The 15,823-nt window shown below is 70.2% G+C and carries 15 protein-coding genes and 1 pseudogene; 8 read left to right on the top strand and 8 right to left on the bottom strand.

The annotated features are described in order from the left end of the window. Window positions 1-80: 80 nt before the first annotated feature. Window positions 81-794 (bottom strand): hypothetical protein, encoded by a 714-nt coding sequence (locus tag AB0E24_RS19760; protein WP_093703358.1) that lies wholly within the window; start codon window positions 792-794, stop codon window positions 81-83. A gap of 147 nt (window positions 795-941) precedes the next feature. Continuing rightward, window positions 942-1,886 (bottom strand): DUF3558 domain-containing protein, encoded by a 945-nt coding sequence (locus AB0E24_RS19765; protein WP_359378564.1) that lies wholly within the window; start codon window positions 1,884-1,886, stop codon window positions 942-944. Between the two features lie 163 nt (window positions 1,887-2,049). Between AB0E24_RS19765 and AB0E24_RS19770 the strand changes: the two genes are divergently transcribed. After that, on the top strand, window positions 2,050-3,243 hold the full coding sequence (locus AB0E24_RS19770; protein WP_069865426.1) for an RtcB family protein: 1,194 nt from the start codon (window positions 2,050-2,052) through the stop codon (window positions 3,241-3,243). A 16-nt stretch (window positions 3,244-3,259) separates the two neighbouring features. Here AB0E24_RS19770 and AB0E24_RS19775 read toward each other — a convergent pair whose 3' ends face one another. From AB0E24_RS19775 to AB0E24_RS19790, 4 genes are all read right to left on the bottom strand, one after another. After that, the gene (locus AB0E24_RS19775; protein ID WP_069865424.1) at window positions 3,260-4,498 is read right to left on the bottom strand and encodes a cytochrome P450; all 1,239 of its coding nucleotides are present in this window, start codon (window positions 4,496-4,498) and stop codon (window positions 3,260-3,262) included. Window positions 4,499-4,563: 65 nt separating this feature from the next. Continuing rightward, window positions 4,564-5,952 (bottom strand): NAD(P)/FAD-dependent oxidoreductase, encoded by a 1,389-nt coding sequence (locus AB0E24_RS19780; RefSeq protein WP_359378569.1) that lies wholly within the window; start codon window positions 5,950-5,952, stop codon window positions 4,564-4,566. Continuing rightward, window positions 5,942-6,178, bottom strand: coding sequence for a ferredoxin (locus tag AB0E24_RS19785; protein ID WP_069865420.1), 237 nt, complete (start codon window positions 6,176-6,178; stop codon window positions 5,942-5,944). The genes AB0E24_RS19780 and AB0E24_RS19785 overlap by 11 nt, the downstream gene beginning before the upstream one ends. A gap of 287 nt (window positions 6,179-6,465) precedes the next feature. Continuing rightward, entirely contained in the window at window positions 6,466-7,221 is a 756-nt protein-coding gene (locus AB0E24_RS19790) for an SDR family NAD(P)-dependent oxidoreductase (protein WP_079258525.1), read from the bottom strand. Window positions 7,222-7,494: 273 nt separating this feature from the next. On the opposite strand from AB0E24_RS19790, the gene AB0E24_RS19795 reads away from it, so the two are divergent. Next, a complete protein-coding gene (locus AB0E24_RS19795; RefSeq protein WP_359378574.1) occupies window positions 7,495-8,958 on the top strand; it encodes a hypothetical protein in 1,464 nt (487 codons plus the stop codon). Here AB0E24_RS19795 and AB0E24_RS46010 read toward each other — a convergent pair. Beyond that, window positions 8,955-9,032: pseudogene (locus AB0E24_RS46010) on the bottom strand (YnfA family protein); the annotation flags it as partial. The gene AB0E24_RS19795 and the pseudogene AB0E24_RS46010 overlap by 4 nt on opposite strands. 173 nt (window positions 9,033-9,205) lie before the next feature. Between AB0E24_RS46010 and AB0E24_RS19800 the strand changes: the two are divergent. From AB0E24_RS19800 to AB0E24_RS19810, 3 genes are all read left to right on the top strand, one after another. Next, window positions 9,206-9,574, top strand: coding sequence for an effector-associated constant component EACC1 (locus AB0E24_RS19800; RefSeq protein WP_069865414.1), 369 nt, complete (start codon window positions 9,206-9,208; stop codon window positions 9,572-9,574). Continuing rightward, the gene (locus tag AB0E24_RS19805; protein WP_359378578.1) at window positions 9,571-10,938 is read left to right on the top strand and encodes a caspase family protein; all 1,368 of its coding nucleotides are present in this window, start codon (window positions 9,571-9,573) and stop codon (window positions 10,936-10,938) included. Before AB0E24_RS19800 ends, AB0E24_RS19805 begins: the two co-directional genes overlap by 4 nt. A gap of 93 nt (window positions 10,939-11,031) precedes the next feature. Continuing rightward, entirely contained in the window at window positions 11,032-11,568 is a 537-nt protein-coding gene (locus AB0E24_RS19810) for a DinB family protein (protein ID WP_359378580.1), read from the top strand. Window positions 11,569-11,635: 67 nt separating this feature from the next. Here the strand turns inward: AB0E24_RS19810 and AB0E24_RS19815 are convergent, their stop codons facing one another. Next, complete coding sequence (locus AB0E24_RS19815) at window positions 11,636-12,184, bottom strand: hypothetical protein (protein WP_231981349.1); 549 nt, start codon at window positions 12,182-12,184, stop codon at window positions 11,636-11,638. A gap of 116 nt (window positions 12,185-12,300) precedes the next feature. Between AB0E24_RS19815 and hemL the strand changes: the two genes are divergently transcribed. The 3 genes from hemL (at window position 12,301) to AB0E24_RS19830 (ending at window position 15,772) form a co-directional block, all read left to right on the top strand. Beyond that, window positions 12,301-13,617 carry a glutamate-1-semialdehyde 2,1-aminomutase gene (hemL, locus tag AB0E24_RS19820; RefSeq protein WP_206333023.1) on the top strand — a complete coding sequence of 439 codons (1,317 nt, stop codon included), beginning with the start codon at window positions 12,301-12,303 and terminating at the stop codon, window positions 13,615-13,617. 8 nt (window positions 13,618-13,625) lie between these two features. Next, window positions 13,626-14,312: a histidine phosphatase family protein gene (locus AB0E24_RS19825; RefSeq protein ID WP_187287006.1), complete on the top strand. Its 687-nt coding sequence runs from the start codon at window positions 13,626-13,628 to the stop codon at window positions 14,310-14,312. A gap of 272 nt (window positions 14,313-14,584) precedes the next feature. After that, window positions 14,585-15,772: a polysaccharide deacetylase family protein gene (locus tag AB0E24_RS19830; RefSeq protein WP_251772890.1), complete on the top strand. Its 1,188-nt coding sequence runs from the start codon at window positions 14,585-14,587 to the stop codon at window positions 15,770-15,772. The last annotated feature ends 51 nt before the right edge of the window (window positions 15,773-15,823 follow it).

Here is a 15,823-nt window from a genome sequence, read left to right on the forward strand (position 1 = left end):
CCTCCCCGTCCTCAACAACAGCCGCCACAGCGTCGCATACACGTCAAGGTGCGCGGGCGGGAAGGGGTCGTGTCGGTCGGTCAGACGCCGCTCGACGTGCCCTTCGCGATGGCACCGACGGCCTCCTTGGCGGCGGACTTGGCGTCCTTGAGCAGTGCGGCCGCGTCCGGGGCCTTGGCGGTCTCATAGCCCGCGCCGTCGTACTGGAGGGTGATGACGACATTGGCGGTGCGGGTCACCACCGTCTGGTCGCGGAAGTCGTCGCCGTCCTTCTTCTGCTTGGCGCTGACCGTGGTCGCCTCGTCGCCGATGCCCGCGACCTTCTCGGTCTTGGGGTCGGTCACCTTGCCGGCGGTGGCGGCCCGGCTCGCCTGCTGGGCGGCGTACTCCCCGGCGCGCCGGTCGCCGGAGCCGAGCCCCGGGTCGGAGCGGAACAGCTTGAGGGAGACGGTCAGCGAGCGGTAGTCGAACCCGTCGAGGCCGCTCCACAGGCAGCTGGCCGAGGTGTTGGTGTCGGCCGAGGGGAGGGCCTTGCCCTTCTTGCTCTGCGCCTTGGGAACGAGATCGTCGATCGTCTTCCCGGAGAGTGTGGTGCACACATCGGGCAGTTTGCTGAACTTCGCCGCCTCGACGGTGGGTGACGTACTGGGCGAGCCGGGTCTCGCCGAGCCCTCCGCCTTTTTGTCGTCCGGCTTGTCCGACTTATCCGAGCCGGAGGAGCAGCCGGCGACGAGCACCACCGGTACGGTCGCGCAGGCGAGTATTCGGGCGAGTCGCGGGGCTGAACGGTGCATGGGTCCTTCGCTCATTCTCTGTCGATGGGCGGACGTGCCGCCCGCGTCATTAGTCGGCACGGTACGCGGCCGACGCGCGGGCGTCCCAATTTCCGAAGTCTCCGCGGAGGGTGGGCGGGGCGCTCGCGGGGGTGTGGCGAGGACCCGTTATTCGTTGAGGCGACCGGTCAGTTCATCGGCCAAGTCCTGGGCTTTTTCCTGGAGTTCCTGGCTGCTGGGAATGTGCTTCTTGTCGGTCGTCCACTGGTCGTACTCAATGGTGGCAATCACATTCGAGGACCGGAACACGACCGTGATGTCGCGGTGGATACCCGAGTCCTTGGTGATCAGTTGGTCGTTGAGAAAGGCGTCGTCACCGAGGTCGTCCAGCCGGCGTGGGGCGGTGTCGGCCGAGGCGGTGTCACTTTCGTCACTTCCGCCACTCGCATCGGCCCCCGAGGAGGGGGTACCGGTGCCTTTGTCTCCACTGTCCGTCTTGCCGTCTTTGCCGCTCTTGCCGCTCTTGTTGCTGTTGTCGCCCTTACCGGGCTCATCGGAGCTCGAGCCGGGGGAGGCGGAGGAGCTGCTGCCGTCGCTCGCGCCGCTCTCGCTCCGCGACGAACTGGCGGAGGGTGTCGAGGGGCTGCTCGTGGCGTCCGGGATATGGGCGGCGGTGGCCTTCTCCTCGTAGGTCTCCTGGGCCCGGTCGTCATCGCTGACCGAGGGGTCGTACGAGACCACGCGCTGGAAGTCGATCGTGAGATAGCGCGTGCCGCTCGGGGTCTCCACCTTCCAGCGGCAGCCGTCCCGCCGGTCTATGTCGTACGTCACGGCCGCCTGGCCCTCGTACGCCTTGTCGTCCTGCTCGGCGCCGGGCAGCAGCGCCTGGAGGTTCTTACGGCTGACCGCGCCGCATGCCTCGGGCAGGGTGCGGTAGCGGCCGGGCTCGGCCGAGACGGCCGTCCCGGAGTCGCCGGAGGCGCCGTCGTCCGGGCCGGGCGTTGAATCGGAGCCGGTGCATCCGCCGAGCCCCGCGGCGGCGAGCACGGTGATGAGCACGGCGACGGCGGGGATGGGCCGCCGTTCGTACGCCCTTCGCTGCGCTGGCTGCACTGTCCGTGTCCCTTCGAGCGACGGAAAACTCCTTGCCGCCCGCGGGCGGTGGCTGGAGACAATGTCTATCGCACGCACTGCCGTGCCTGTCGGTCGCCCGCTACCTATGGGGCATTGGCCCGGCTTTTGCGTTTTCTGTCTTTTACGGGGGAATGAGTACATCATGTCGTATGTCGAGGTGCCCGGCGCTCGGGTGCCGATCCGGATGTGGACCGACCCTTCGACGGTCGAGGGCGTGGCCATGGAGCAGCTGCGCAATGTGGCCACGCTGCCCTGGATCAAGGGCCTCGCCGTGATGCCGGATGTGCATTACGGGAAGGGTGCCACGGTCGGCTCGGTGATCGCGATGCAGGGCGCGGTGTGCCCGGCCGCGGTGGGTGTGGACATCGGCTGCGGGATGTCGGCGGTCAAGACGTCGCTGACCGCGGACGACCTTCCGGGGGATCTCTCGCGGCTGCGGTCCAAGATCGAGCAGACGATCCCGGTGGGGCGCGGAATGCACGACGACCCGGTGGACCCGGGGCGGCTGCACGCGTTTCCCACCGGGGGCTGGGACGACTTCTGGAGCCGGTTCGGGGGAGTGGCCGAAGCGGTCAAGTTCCGCCAGGAGCGGGCCGTCAAGCAGATGGGTTCGCTCGGGTCCGGTAACCACTTCATCGAGTTCTGCCTCGATGACGAGGGTTCGGTCTGGCTGATGCTGCACTCCGGCTCCCGCAACATCGGCAAGGAGCTGGCCGAGTACCACATCGGCGAGGCCCGGAAGCTGCCGCACAACCAGGATCTGGTCGACCGCGACCTGGCCGTCTTCATCGCGGACACCCCGCAGATGGCGGCGTACCGGCACGATCTGTTCTGGGCGCAGGAGTACGCGAAGTACAACCGCGCGATCATGATGGCGCTCTTCCAGGACGTGGTGCGCAAGGAGTTCAAGAAGGCCCGCCCGGTCTTCGAGCCGGTGATCAGTTGCCACCACAACTACGTCGCCGAGGAACGCTACGAGCACATGGACCTTCTCGTGACCCGTAAGGGCGCCATCCGCGCCGGCAGCGGGGACTACGGGATCATCCCGGGCTCGATGGGCACCGGTTCGTACATCGTGCGCGGTCTGGGGAACGAGGCGTCGTTCAACTCGGCCTCGCACGGCGCGGGCCGGAAGATGAGCCGTAACGCGGCGAAGAAGCGCTTCTCGACCCGGGATCTGGAGGAGCAGACGCGGGGCGTGGAGTGCCGTAAGGACTCCGGCGTCGTGGACGAGATCCCCGGGGCGTACAAGCCGATCGAGAAGGTCATCGACCAGCAGCGGGACCTCGTCGAGGTGGTGGCGAGGCTCAAGCAGGTCGTGTGTGTGAAGGGCTGAGTTCCGTGCGGGCCCGCTACCGTCTGAGGCCGTCGTAGGCGATGGACAGGTGTTGGGGGCCCCTGAGGACGGCGTTGCGGCGGTAAGGGGGCGGGTCCTCGACCAGGCGGGGGTTGTCCAGCCGGCGGACGAGTTCGGTCAGGGCGGTCTGCGCCTCGAGGCGGGCGAGGGGGGAGCCGATGCAGTTGTGGATGCCGCTGCCGAAGCCGAAGTGCTGGTTGTCCGGGCGGTCGGGGATGAAGCGGTCGGGCTCGGGGAAGCGCTGGGGGTCCCGGTTGCCCGAGGCCGGGACGAGCCACAGCGAGGCGCCCTTGGGGATGGTGGTGCCGGCGATCTCGATGTCGTCCAGCGTGGTGCGCTCGGGCAGCAACTGCACGGGCGGTTCGAAGCGCAGCAGCTCCTCCACGAGCGGGAAGATCAGATCCGGGTCCTCGCGCAGCTGCTTGAGGGCGTCCGGGTGGCGCAGCAGCGTGAGCATCCCGTTGGTGATCAGGTTGACGGTCGTCTCGTGGCCCGCGATCAGCAGCAGCGTCAGATTGCTGAGCATCTCGGGCAGGGACATCGGGCTCTCGTCGGCCCCACGGTCCATGGTGAGGGCGGAGATCATGTCCTCCCGGGGCGCGCGGCGGCGCTGGTCGATCAGGCCGGAGAGATAGGTGGCCAGCTGGCGCCGGGCCTCCCGGACGGCCCGCCAGTGGGCCTGCTGCTCCTCGGGCGTGCCGACGGGCGGCTCGATGGCGGTGGCGACGGTGTCGGCCCAGCCGTGGAAGCGCTGCTCGTCCTCCTGCGGAACGCCGAGCAGACGGCAGATCACGGTGACCGGGAAGGGGTACGAGAAGTCCTCGACCAGGTCGATCCGGTCCCGCCCCTGGAAGCCGTCGATGAGTGCGGAGACGATTCCGCCGATCTCGCCGCGCAGGTCGTAGACCCGCCGGGGGGTGTGCGGCGGGCCGTACGTCCGCATGATCAGTCGGCGGACCCGGTCGTGGTCGGGCGGGTCGATCCGGATGAAGCTCGGCGGCAGCTCGGGGTCGTCGGTGCTGGGGACGGTTCTCGCCTCGGGAGCGAGATTGCGGACGTCGGAGCTGACCCGGGGGTCGTGGAGCAGGCTGCGGATCTCCCAGTAGGTGCTGACCAGGTAGGGGCCGGACGCGTCCCGCACCACGGGGGTCCCGCGGAGCTCGGCGTACAGCGGGTAGGGGTCGGCGCGGTTGGCGTGGTCGAGGATCTGGTCCAGGAGTGCGACCGACGTCATGGTGGAGTCCTTCCGGGTGCGGTGCCGGTGGTGCCCGCGTCAGGCGGGGTGAACGTGACCGCTGGTCAGGCGGGGGTGAAGGTGACGCGCTGGTCGGTCGGGGAGTGGCCGCTGACGGTGACCTCGGGGCCGTGGGTGGGGACCGAGGGGTCGGGGAAACCGGCCGGCACCGGCCGCATGCCCTCGGGCCGCCGGTCGACGGTGGTGAACGGCAGCGGGAAGGGCGCGGCCTGCTCGATCTGCCGCTGGTAGAACTCCAGCCATTTGGCCTGGTCGAAGGAGACGGCGGCGATGACGCGGCCCTGGTAGCCGTAGGCCGCGGTGAAACGGGGTTCGTCCAGGGACCCCTGGCTGATGAGGATGTGGTCGGCCATGTTCGGGACCCCGACGGACTTGATGTTGACGCCGAACTGGGCCGACCAGAAGTACGGCGTCCACAGGTGCGGGCGGCGCCGCTCACCGGGACTGATCATGTTGTGCGCCGCGACCTCGGCCTGCGCGACCGCGTTGCCCCAGTGCTCCAGGGACAGGAACTGGTAGCCGAACAGGGGGTGCGGGGAGCGGGCCACGTCCCCCGCCACGAAGACGTCGTCCGCGACGATGCCCCGTACGTCGAAGGCCCGGCAGCCCGCGTCGCAGGCGATCCCGCGCGGCCCCGCGGCCAGTCCGGAGTCCGCGAGCCATTCGGTGTTGCGCGTCGCCCCCAGGGCGACGACGGCCACCTCCGCCTCCACCGTGCCGCCGTCGGAGAAGTGGGCGCGCCGCAGCCTGCCCGCGCTGTCGCCCTCGAGCCCGGTGACCATCACGCCGCAGCGCAGGTCGACGCCGTGCTGGTGCTGAAGCCGGGCGGCCACCTCGCCGATCACGCTGCCCAGGGCGCCCACCAGAGGGGTCGCGCCGCGCTCGGCGACCGTGACGGGCACGTCCCGCTCACGGCATACCGAGGCGATCTCCGAGCCGGTGAAACCGGCGCCGATCACCAGCACCCGGCTGGGGCCCGCCTTCAGCCGGTGGTCCAACCGGGCGGCGTCGTCCCTCGTCCGCAACACGAAGACGCCGTCCAGGCCCGCCTCCAGCTCGTTCGGCCACGGGCGCGAGCGCACCCCGGTGGCGATCAGCAGCCGGTCGTACTCCACCGATGTGCCATCGGCGAGAGCCACCCGCTTGGCCGCCAGGTCCAGCCCGCTCGCGGCGACTCCCAGCCGCCACCGCGCGTCGATCGCACAGTGCCGGGGGAGGTCCGTATGGTCCGGCGGCACCCGGCCGAGCAGGACCTGCTTGGACAGCGGCGGACGGTCGTACGGCCCGTACGGCTCGTCGCCGATCAGGGTGAGGGCGCCGGTGAAGCCCTCCGCCCGCAGCGTCTCGGCGGCCCGCAGCCCCGCCAGGGAGGCACCCACGACGACGATGTGGCCCTCGCGCCGGAGCCGCTCCAGGGAACCGTCAAGCGCCATGGGGGACACCCACCCGGTCCGCCGTCCACTTCCCGCCCGCGCCCTCCACGGTGATGGCCCTGACCGGACACGCGGCCACCGCCCGCAGCACGTCCACGCGCCGTGTGTCGTCGGGCTGGGCGTCGTACAGCAGAGCTTCCTCACCGTGCATCGCGAAGACGTCCGGCGCCAGGAAGGCGCACTGCGCATAGCCCTGGCACCGGTTGAGATCAACGACAACCCTCATGACGCCTCCGCTCCACCGCGAGGTGCTCGGCCCCGCTCCAGCATCGGAGAGCCCCCGGGACGGCGCATACGCACTGGGCCGGACGGGGGAACGAACAGGCGGGGGCCGGGACGGGGGCGGACGGGGGCGGGGCGCGCGGACGGAGGGGCTTGGGGCGGCGGGGGCCGCCCGGCCCGTCCACGGGGTGGCCCCGGCCCGTCCACGGGGCGGTGGGGCCCCGCGGTGGCCGTCTACGGAGGCGGGGAGGCCGGGCGGGTTACGAGGGCAGGCGGGCTACGGGGGCGGGCTCAGCGCTCGCGGTGGACCTTGTGCTGGGCGGCCTGGGCGCGCGGGCGGATGACCATCATGTCGATGTTCACATGCGAGGGGCGGGTGACCGCCCACTCGACCGTGTCGGCCACATCGTCGGCGGTCAGCGGCTCGGCCACGCCCTCGTAGACGGCCGCGGCCTGGGCCTCGTCGCCGCGGTAGCGGTTCACCGCGAACTCGTCCGTCTTGACCATGCCCGGGGCGATCTCGATCACCCGCACCGGTTCACCGCACAACTCCAGCCGCAGGGTGGCCGCGATGGCGTGGGCGCCGTGCTTGGCCGCCACGTACCCGCCGCCGCCCTCGTAGGCCACATGGCCCGCCGTGGAGGACATCACGACGATCGTGCCGTCGCCGGAGGCGATGAGGGCGGGCAGCAGCGCCTGGGTCACCTGGACCACGCCCACGACGTTGACCTCGTACATCGCCCGCCAGTCGGCCGGGTCGGCGGCGGCCACGGTCTCGGCGCCGACCGCGCCGCCCGCGTTGTTCACCAGGACGTCGCAGCGGTCCAGACCGGCGGCGAAGGACTCCACGGCGGCACGGTCGGTGACGTCCAGGATGTACGCCTCCGCCTCGTGCCCCGCCTCGGTCAGCTCGGCGGCGAGCGCGTCCACGCGCTCCTTACGGCGGGCGGCGAGGACGACGCGGAATCCGGCGGCCGCCAGACGGCGCGCGGTCGCGGCTCCGATCCCGCTGCTCGCGCCGGTGATGACTGCGGTACGGGTGGTCATCGGGCCTCCTGAGGCGACTGTGGTGACTGTGGCGACGTGGCGCAAACGGTGGTGCGTGCGCATGATCCATATGCAGGATATGACGGCCTGATTTACGTCCAACCGGGGGACTGAAGATAGGAATCCGCTAGGGGCTCTTGGGCTCGGGGAAGGGTGCACTGCGTCCGGCACAGCGCCGGTATTGGAGCACCCATGCCCAAGGAGTGAATTCACGTAATGTCCCAGCAGAGCAGATTCCTTCAGCGGTCTCGTCGTTCCTTCAGACGTTGGGGCGTGGCCTCAGCGGGCGCCATCGCGGCCGCAGCCCTGGTCACTGGTGCTCCGGGAACCGCCTGGGCCTCGGGCAGCACTCCCGACCCGCAGCACTCGTCGTCGAGCAACCACTGCCCCCAGGACCGGGCGCACGACGAGAACAAGGGTCACCACGAGAACGGCCACCACGACGAGAACGGCAACAAGGACCAGAACGGCCGCCACGAGGACAACGGGCACAAGGACTCCAACGGCCACGACGAGGACCACGGCCAGAAGGACAACGACGGCCGTCACGAGGACCACGGTCAGAAGGACAACGACCGTAAGGACAACGACCACAAGGACTCGAACGGTCACCGCGAGGACCATGGTCAGAAGGACAACGACGACCGCCGCGACGAGGACCACGGTCAGAAGGACGACGACCGCCGCGAGGACCACGGTCAGAAGGACTCCGACGACCGCCGGGACGAGGGCGGGCGGTACGAGGAGAACGGCGAGCACGAGGACAGCGGCAAGCGCGAAGAGAACGGCAAGCACGAGGAAAACGGCAAGCGCGAGGACAGCGGCCGCGACGACGAGAAGATGAACGACGGCCGTAAGGACGACGGCCGTAAGGACGACGGCCGTAAGGACGACGACCGCCAGGAGGAGAAGGGCCAGCGCGACGACCACGGGCGTCAGGACGCCAGCCGCTACTTCCCCGGGAAGTTCTGGCAAGGCATCCAGGGGCGCAGCATCGCGCGCCCCGAGCAGGCCGCGCAGCCTGAGCAGGCCGCGCAGCCTGAGCAGGCCGCGCAGCCGTACGAGGCGGCCCAGTCCGGTGAGGAGACGCAGGACCGCGGCGCGGTGCGGCCCATCATGGCTCCCGTCCACCAGGACGACCAGGCCGCGCGCCACGGCGAGGAGCACAAGCAACAGCAGGAGCACAAGCAGCAGGAGCAGCACAAGCAGCAGGAGGAGCACAAGCAGCAGAAGGAGAACAAGGAGCGGCACCAGGACCAGAAGAAGAACGACCCGGTGACGATCGACGAGGCGATCGAGATCGCCGAGTGCGAGGTCGGCGGCCGGGCCATCAGCGCCGAGCTGGAGGACTGCCCCGAGGACGACCCGCACCACAAGGGCGAGCACAAGGACGAGCGCAAGGAAGACCGCAAGGACGACCGTAAGGACGAGCGCAAGGACGAGAAGCGCCACGACGGTCAGCGCAAGGACGAGCACAAGGACGAGCACAAGAAGGACGAGCGCAAGGACGAGCACAAGGGCCCGCACCAGCACGAGGGCAAGAAGGTGTGGGTCGTGGAGGTCGAGTGCGACCACACCATCACGACCGTCTACATCGACCCCGACACCGGCTGCGTCCTCGGCACGGAGCAGGAGCGGGACGACGACCACGGTGACCACGGCAAGCAGGGCAAGCAGGACGACCACGGCGACCGTAAGGGCAAGGACGGCTACAGCCGTCCGTCGGTCACCGCCTGAGTACGTACCACGAACCCGTAGGCGCCCAGAGCGATGACCCCGGCGCCGATCCACACTCCTCCCCCGTGCTCACGCGACGTGCGTTGAGCATGGGGGAGGGGTACGGCCCGCCCCGATCGAAAGGCCGGGGCGGGAACCCACACCGCCCTCGCACCTCCCGCCCGCCCCGCCCCGCCCGCCCGTCCTGTAGCGGGGCGGAGCGCTACGATCGGCGCCCACCACAGGATCACACCGGGGGAGTGGTGCCGTGCAGTTCCGCCTTCGAGTCGATGCCGCTGAAGGGGCTCCCGGCGTACTCGACCTCTACCGCTGGCTGACCGAGGATCCCGATGCCGCGGACGCCGCGGAGCTGGCGCTGGTGGACGAGGGCGACCACGCCGACACATTGGGCGGCCTCGAGATCATCTCCATCGTCGTCTCGAATCTCACCGCCCTCGGCAACCTGTTGGTCGCCGTGGCCACGTGGCGTGACGCACGGGCGCGCGGCGCGGACACCCGGGTCGAACGCGATGGCGTCTCCCTGCGCGTCGAGAGCAGCGACCCGGAGACGATCCGCCGCCTCCTCCGGCAACTGGAGTCCCCAGAGGGCTCCGACGGCCCGGAGGACCCGGCATGACGCGGCGCTCCCACACCGCGGACGCCACGGCAGGACGGCTCTCCGACCCCTCCGCGTCCCGGGCGGTCCTCATCGAGGCCCACGCCTTCACCCGCGGTGGAGCCGCCGCACGGGACCGGCAGCGGCATCTGGACGACCGCCCGTCGGTGGCCGCCGGCTGCCGGCGGCTGGCCGAGCTGTTCCGGGATCCCGAGGTGTGGGGCCTCCCCGAGGACCATTGCGCGATCGTCTCGCAGCCGACGCGCGACAGCATGCTGGAAGCCGTCCACCGCGCGGCCGCCGAGGCCACGGACACGCTCGTCGTCTACTACGCGGGCCACGGCCTGCTCTATCCGCTCAGCGGTGACTTACACCTGGCCGTACCGGAGACGACGAAGGACAAGTCGTTCACCGCGGTGAAGTACGACGACCTGCGCGAGATCCTGCTGAGCGCCACCCGTGTCCGCCGTAAGGTCGTCATCCTCGACTGCTGCTTCAGCGGCACCGCCCTGCGCGGACCCCTGTCCGCCGATGCCGACGCGATCCGGCTGGCCGACGTCGAGGGCACCTCGGTACTCGCCGCCTCGCACGCCACCAGACAGGCCCTGGCGCCCCGTGGGGAGCGGTACCCGGCCTTCACCGGCGAGTTGATCGCCCTGCTCGAAGAGGGCGACCCGGACGCGCCGGAACTGCTCACCATGGCGGATCTGTACGACCGCGTGGACCGCGTCCTGATGCGCAAGAACCGCCCGCGCCCCCAGCAGCTGAACCGCGACCGCGGGGCCCATATCTCCATAGCCCGCAACCGCGCTCCCCGCCAGGAACCCCCGGAGACGGACGAGACCGGCTCCGCGGCCGAAACCCGGCGTCTCGGCGGACGACGGCGCACGCTCGCCGCCGCCACCCTGGTCCTCGCCGCCATCGCGGGCCTGACCTTCTGGCTCCTGCCCGACGGCGACAGCGACGGCAAGGGCCTGGACTGCGGCAAGGCTCACTCGACCTTCGACTTGGGGGATGGCACCCAACGCCACGAGGTGTCCATCGACGAGGTGCACGACGCCGCGTGCGAGGGCAACTTCCGCCCCATGGAAGTCGCCATGGACCGCGGGGGGTTCGACGGCACGGGCCTCTCGGGCGCCACACCGGACAAGGTCATCGCGTCCTGGAAGAAGCGTACGGACCGGGCGTCCTTCCTCCATGGCCTTGCCACCCTGCTGGAACGCGAACCGGAGGCCGGGCAGGGCGGCTTGACCTTCTCCAACGGCAAACAGGTGGCCACCTGGGCACGAGGCGCGGGCACCGTGCCCGACAGCGCCTACCGCTGGACGGGCTACTTCCTCTGCGACGGCCCGGACTCCGGCCACCCGGCCTGCGATCCCCCTTGACCTAGCCCCACATGGGCGTGCCCGAGCCCCGGGCCCCGGGCCCCCGTCGGAAATTCCCTTTGCGGGGATCGGGCCGTGTGCCAGGGTCGGCCGATGACGACTTCGGCCACCTCCCGATGTGCCTTACTGCGCTGGCAGTTCGACCTGACCTGGCCGCTTTTCGAGTACCACCTGGAGCGGTTGGAGCCCGGGGACTTCCTGTGGGAGCCCGCGGCGCACTGCTGGACGGTGCGGCGGGCCGCTGACGGGTCATGGGTGCCGGACTGGGCGGAGACCGAGCCCGATCCCGTGCCCGTCCCCACCATCGGATGGCTGAGCTGGCACATCGGCTGGTGGTGGAGCGTGACCCTCGACCACGCGGAGGGACGCGAGCCGCGGGAGCGCACCGAGGTCGGCTGGCCCGGCGACGGTAAGGCGGCCATCGAGTGGCTGCGCGCGCTGCGGACGCAGTGGACGGCCGTACTGGACCGGCTCACCGAGGAGGACTTGGACGGCATCGCGCCGTTCCCCTGGGACCGGGACCCCGAGCACACCGTCGCCCATATGGTCGCGTGGGTGAACGCCGAGCTGATGAAGAACGCCACCGAGATCGGCCAACTCCGCCTGCTGCGCGCCGCGTCCACGGCGTAGGGGCCGGGCCTCAACGTCCAGAGCCCTTCAGGGCCATAGCTCCGGCTTCAGGGCCGTGGCCCTGCCCTCAGGGCCACACCAGGCAGTACGGCTGATGCCCCGCCTCGTGCAGCCGGTGGCTGAAGTCCTGCCATTCGTGCAGCAGCTGATAGACCGTGAAGGCATCCCGGGGGCCGCCGCGGTCGGGGACCGTGGACCAGATGAAGGCCGCGGCGCCCACGGCCTCCTCGCCCACGCCGCGCAGCGGGTCCACCGCGGTCATCGGGAGCTTGACCACGGCGTAATCCGGGTGGAGGACGACCAGTTCGAGCGGGGGGACCTTGTGGAGCGGGACGCCCTCGATACCGGTGAGGACCATCGCCGCGACCGTCTCCGGCTTGATCTTCGTGAACATGCCCTGGCCGAGCTCGTCGCCGCCGAGCTCCTCGGGACGCATGGAGATGGGGACCCTGGCCGCGGTGGCGCCGTCGGGCGCACCGAAGTACTTGTAGGTCACCCCCATGCGGCCCCCGCTCCTGCCTGCCCTGCCCGCCTCGTCCCGCCGATGGCGTCCGGGCCGGGCACGCTCGGGGCCTCGGTCATCGGTCCCTTCACCCAGTTCGCCACCGCGATGCATATCTCCACCCGACCACTCGCGGCCACTACCGCGCAACCCGATCTCTGTGACAGAGACCTCCCCCACGCTCGGGCGGTGAAACGCCCGGCCGCAGGACTTCGTCCGCCTCTGACAACATGGCTTGCGTGAGCTATCCGTACGCAGCCCCAGTTTCGCAGACGCTTTTCGATCGCGCCGCCGTCGTGACGCCCGGCGGCGTTAATTCTCCGGTGCGGGCGTTCCGCGCCGTGGGAGGTACGCCCCGGTTCATGGTGTCCGGTGACGGTCCGTACCTCACCGACGCCGATGGACGCGAGTATGTGGACCTCGTGTGCTCGTGGGGTCCGATGATCCTCGGCCACTCCCACCCCGAGGTCATCGCGGCCGTACAGGCGGCCGTCGCTCGCGGTACGTCGTTCGGTACGCCGGGTGAGGGCGAGGTCGAGCTCGCCGAGGAGATCGTGGCTCGGGTCGCCCCGGTCGAGCAGGTGCGCCTGGTCTCGTCCGGCACCGAGGCGACGATGTCGGCGATCCGGCTGGCCCGCGGCTTCACCGGGCGGTCCAAGGTGATCAAGTTCGCCGGTTGTTATCACGGGCATGTGGACGCCCTGCTGGCCGCGGCCGGGTCCGGCGTCGCGACGTTCGGGCTGCCGGACACTCCGGGGGTGACGGGGGCGCAGGCGGGGGAGACCCTGGTGCTGCCGTACAACGACCTGGAGGCGGTCCGGGCGGCCTTCGTCGCGCACCCCGGGGAGATCGCCTGTGTGATCACCGAGGCGTCGCCGGGCAACATGGGCGTGGTGCCGCCGCTGCCCGGGTTCAACGCGGGCCTCAAGCAGCTCTGCGCCGACCATGGCGCGCTCTACATCTCCGACGAGGTCATGACCGGCTTCCGGGTCTCCAGGGCCGGGTGGTACGGGCTGGACGGCGTGGAGCCGGACCTGATGACCTTCGGCAAGGTCATGGGCGGCGGCTTCCCGGCCGCGGCCTTCGGCGGGCGCGCGGACGTCATGGGGCGCCTGGCCCCGGCCGGCCCGGTCTACCAGGCGGGCACGCTGTCCGGGAACCCGGTCGCCACGGCCGCGGGCGTCGCGCAGCTGCGGCTGCTGGACGACGCGGCGTACGCCAAGGTCGACACGGCCTCCGAGCGGCTGCGGGCGATGGTGACGGAGGCGCTCGCCAAGGAGGGCGTGGACCACCGGGTCCAGGTCGCGGGCAATATGTTCTCGGTCTTCTTCACCGGCGACGAGGTCACCGACTACGAGAAGGCCAAGGCGCAGGAGGCGTTCCGCTTCACCGCCTTCTTCCACTCGATGCTGTCGCAGGGGGTCTACCTCCCGCCGTCCGCCTTCGAGTCGTGGTTCGTCTCCACGGCGCATGACGAGCGGGCGCTGGAGCGGGTGGCGGCGGCTCTGCCGGGGGCGGCGCGGGCCGCCGCCGAAGCCACTGAATGATGGGTGACATGACACAGAGCGAGAACGACATCACCGTCGTCCATGTGATGCGCCACGGCGAGGTCCACAACCCGGAGGGGGTGCTGTACGGCAGGCTGCCCGGCTACCACCTCTCCGACCTGGGGCGCCAGATGGCCGACCGGGTCGCCGAGCACCTCGCCGACCGTGACATCACCCATGTGGTCGCCTCCCCGCTGGAGCGGGCTCAGGAGACGGCGGCGCCGATCGCCAAGGCGCACGGCCTGGACGTGGCCACGGACGAGCGGCTGATCGAGGCGGCGAACGTCTTCCAGGGCAAGACCTTCGGCGTGGGTGACGGCGCGCTGCGCAAACCGGGCAACTGGCGCCATCTCACCAACCCCTTCCGCCCGTCCTGGGGCGAGCCCTATGTCGACCAGGTGGTGCGGATGATGGCGGCGCTGGGCCGGGCGCGGGACGCCGCGCGGGGGCACGAGGCGGTGTGCGTCAGCCATCAGCTGCCCATCTGGATCGTGCGGAGCTTCGTGGAGCGCCGGCGGCTGTGGCACGACCCGCGCCGGCGGCAGTGCACGCTGGCCAGCCTCACCAGCTTCACCTTCCGGGGCGACAGGATCGTCTCGGTGGGCTACAGCGAACCGGCCCGTGATCTCGTTCCGCCCCATCTGCGCGCGGGCGCCAAGCCGGTGAAGGGGGCCTCCAAGGGCTACGGGGCCTGAGACGGCCTCCAGCGGTTACGGCGCTCGAGCGCGGCCGCCGGGGCCACGGCGCCCGGGCGGAGCGGGGCCGCGGTGCGCGGGACCGCGGTGTGCGTGACCGGCACATGGCCGCGGGATGACCGGCGGGCCATGGGCCATGTCATCGAATGGAGACATTGTGCCCGCCGTGTAATTGACCGCGTTCCCTCGGAACCTCGCTATTCGCCTCGCCATCTCCAGGGTTGTCCGGACACCCCGGGCAATCAGAGCGGCGAGTGCGAATTGAGGACGTTATGCGTGAGGTCAGCCGGAGGGGGATCCTCGGTCTTGGTGTGGGAGCGGCGGCATCGCTGGCCGTCGCCGGCTGCTCCTCGGGATCCGGATCCGGTACGCCGAAGCCCGCGAGGACGACCCAGGCGAAGCCGATTGGTGACGGCTCGACTTCACAGGGTGAGAAGCGGCCGGAGGCCCCGAAGCCGGAGCGGCTGGAACCCGGGCAGAAGCCGCCGCAGTTCGTGGTCTTCTCATGGGACGGCGCGGGAGAGGTCGGCAACGGTCTCTTCCCGCGGTTCCGCAAACTGGCCCGGGACCACGATGCGTCCATGACGTTCTTCCTCTCCGGTATCTACTGCCTTCCGGAGTCGAAGAAGTCGCTGTACCGGCCGCCGAACAACCCCGTGGGCGCCTCCGACATCGGCTATCTCACCGATGAGCACATCAAGGAGACGCTGCGGAACGTGCGCGAGGCGTGGCTCGAGGGCCATGAGATCGGCACCCATTTCAACGGGCACTTCTGCTCCGGAAGCGGATCGGTGGAGAACTGGACGCCCGCGCAGTGGAAGTCCGAGATCGACCAGGCCGTGTCCTTCGTCACGGAGTGGCGGACGAATACGCGTTTCACCGATGTGGAACCGCTGCCCTTCGACTACCGCAAGGAACTCATCGGCGGCCGCACCCCATGTCTGAAAGGGCAGACCAATTTGCTGCCGACGGCCCGGGAGCTCGGCTGGCGCTATGACGCCAGTTCGCCGGGCGGACTTCAGGTGTGGCCCTCGAAGAAGCAAGGGGTGTGGGACTTCCCGCTTCAGCAGATTCCCTTTCCCGGGCACTCCTTCGAGGTGCTCTCGATGGACTACAACATCCTGGCGAACCAGTCGCAGAATTCCACCAAGGCCCCGCCCGCGAACTACCCGGGCTGGCGCAAGCAGGCCACCGACGCGTACATAGCCGGTTTCAATCGCGCCTATGAGACCAATCGCGCCCCGTTCTTCATCGGAAACCACTTCGAGCAGTGGAACGGCGGCATCTATATGGACGCCGTCGAGGAAGCGCTCAAGCACATGGCCGACGAGAAGCGGAAGGACGTCCGGCTGGTCTCCTTCAAGCAGCTCACCGACTGGCTGGACGCACAGGACCCCGCGGTCCTGGCCGAACTGCGCGGGTTCGGCGTGGGCCAGGCGTGGAGCGCGAACAACGGCTGACGCCGTCGGCGGGGGCGCGAAGCGGAGACGGTGCGGGGCGGGAGCCGGGGT

Source organism: Streptomyces malaysiensis subsp. malaysiensis (assembly GCF_040653035.1).
GTDB lineage: Bacteria > Actinomycetota > Actinomycetes > Streptomycetales > Streptomycetaceae > Streptomyces > Streptomyces malaysiensis.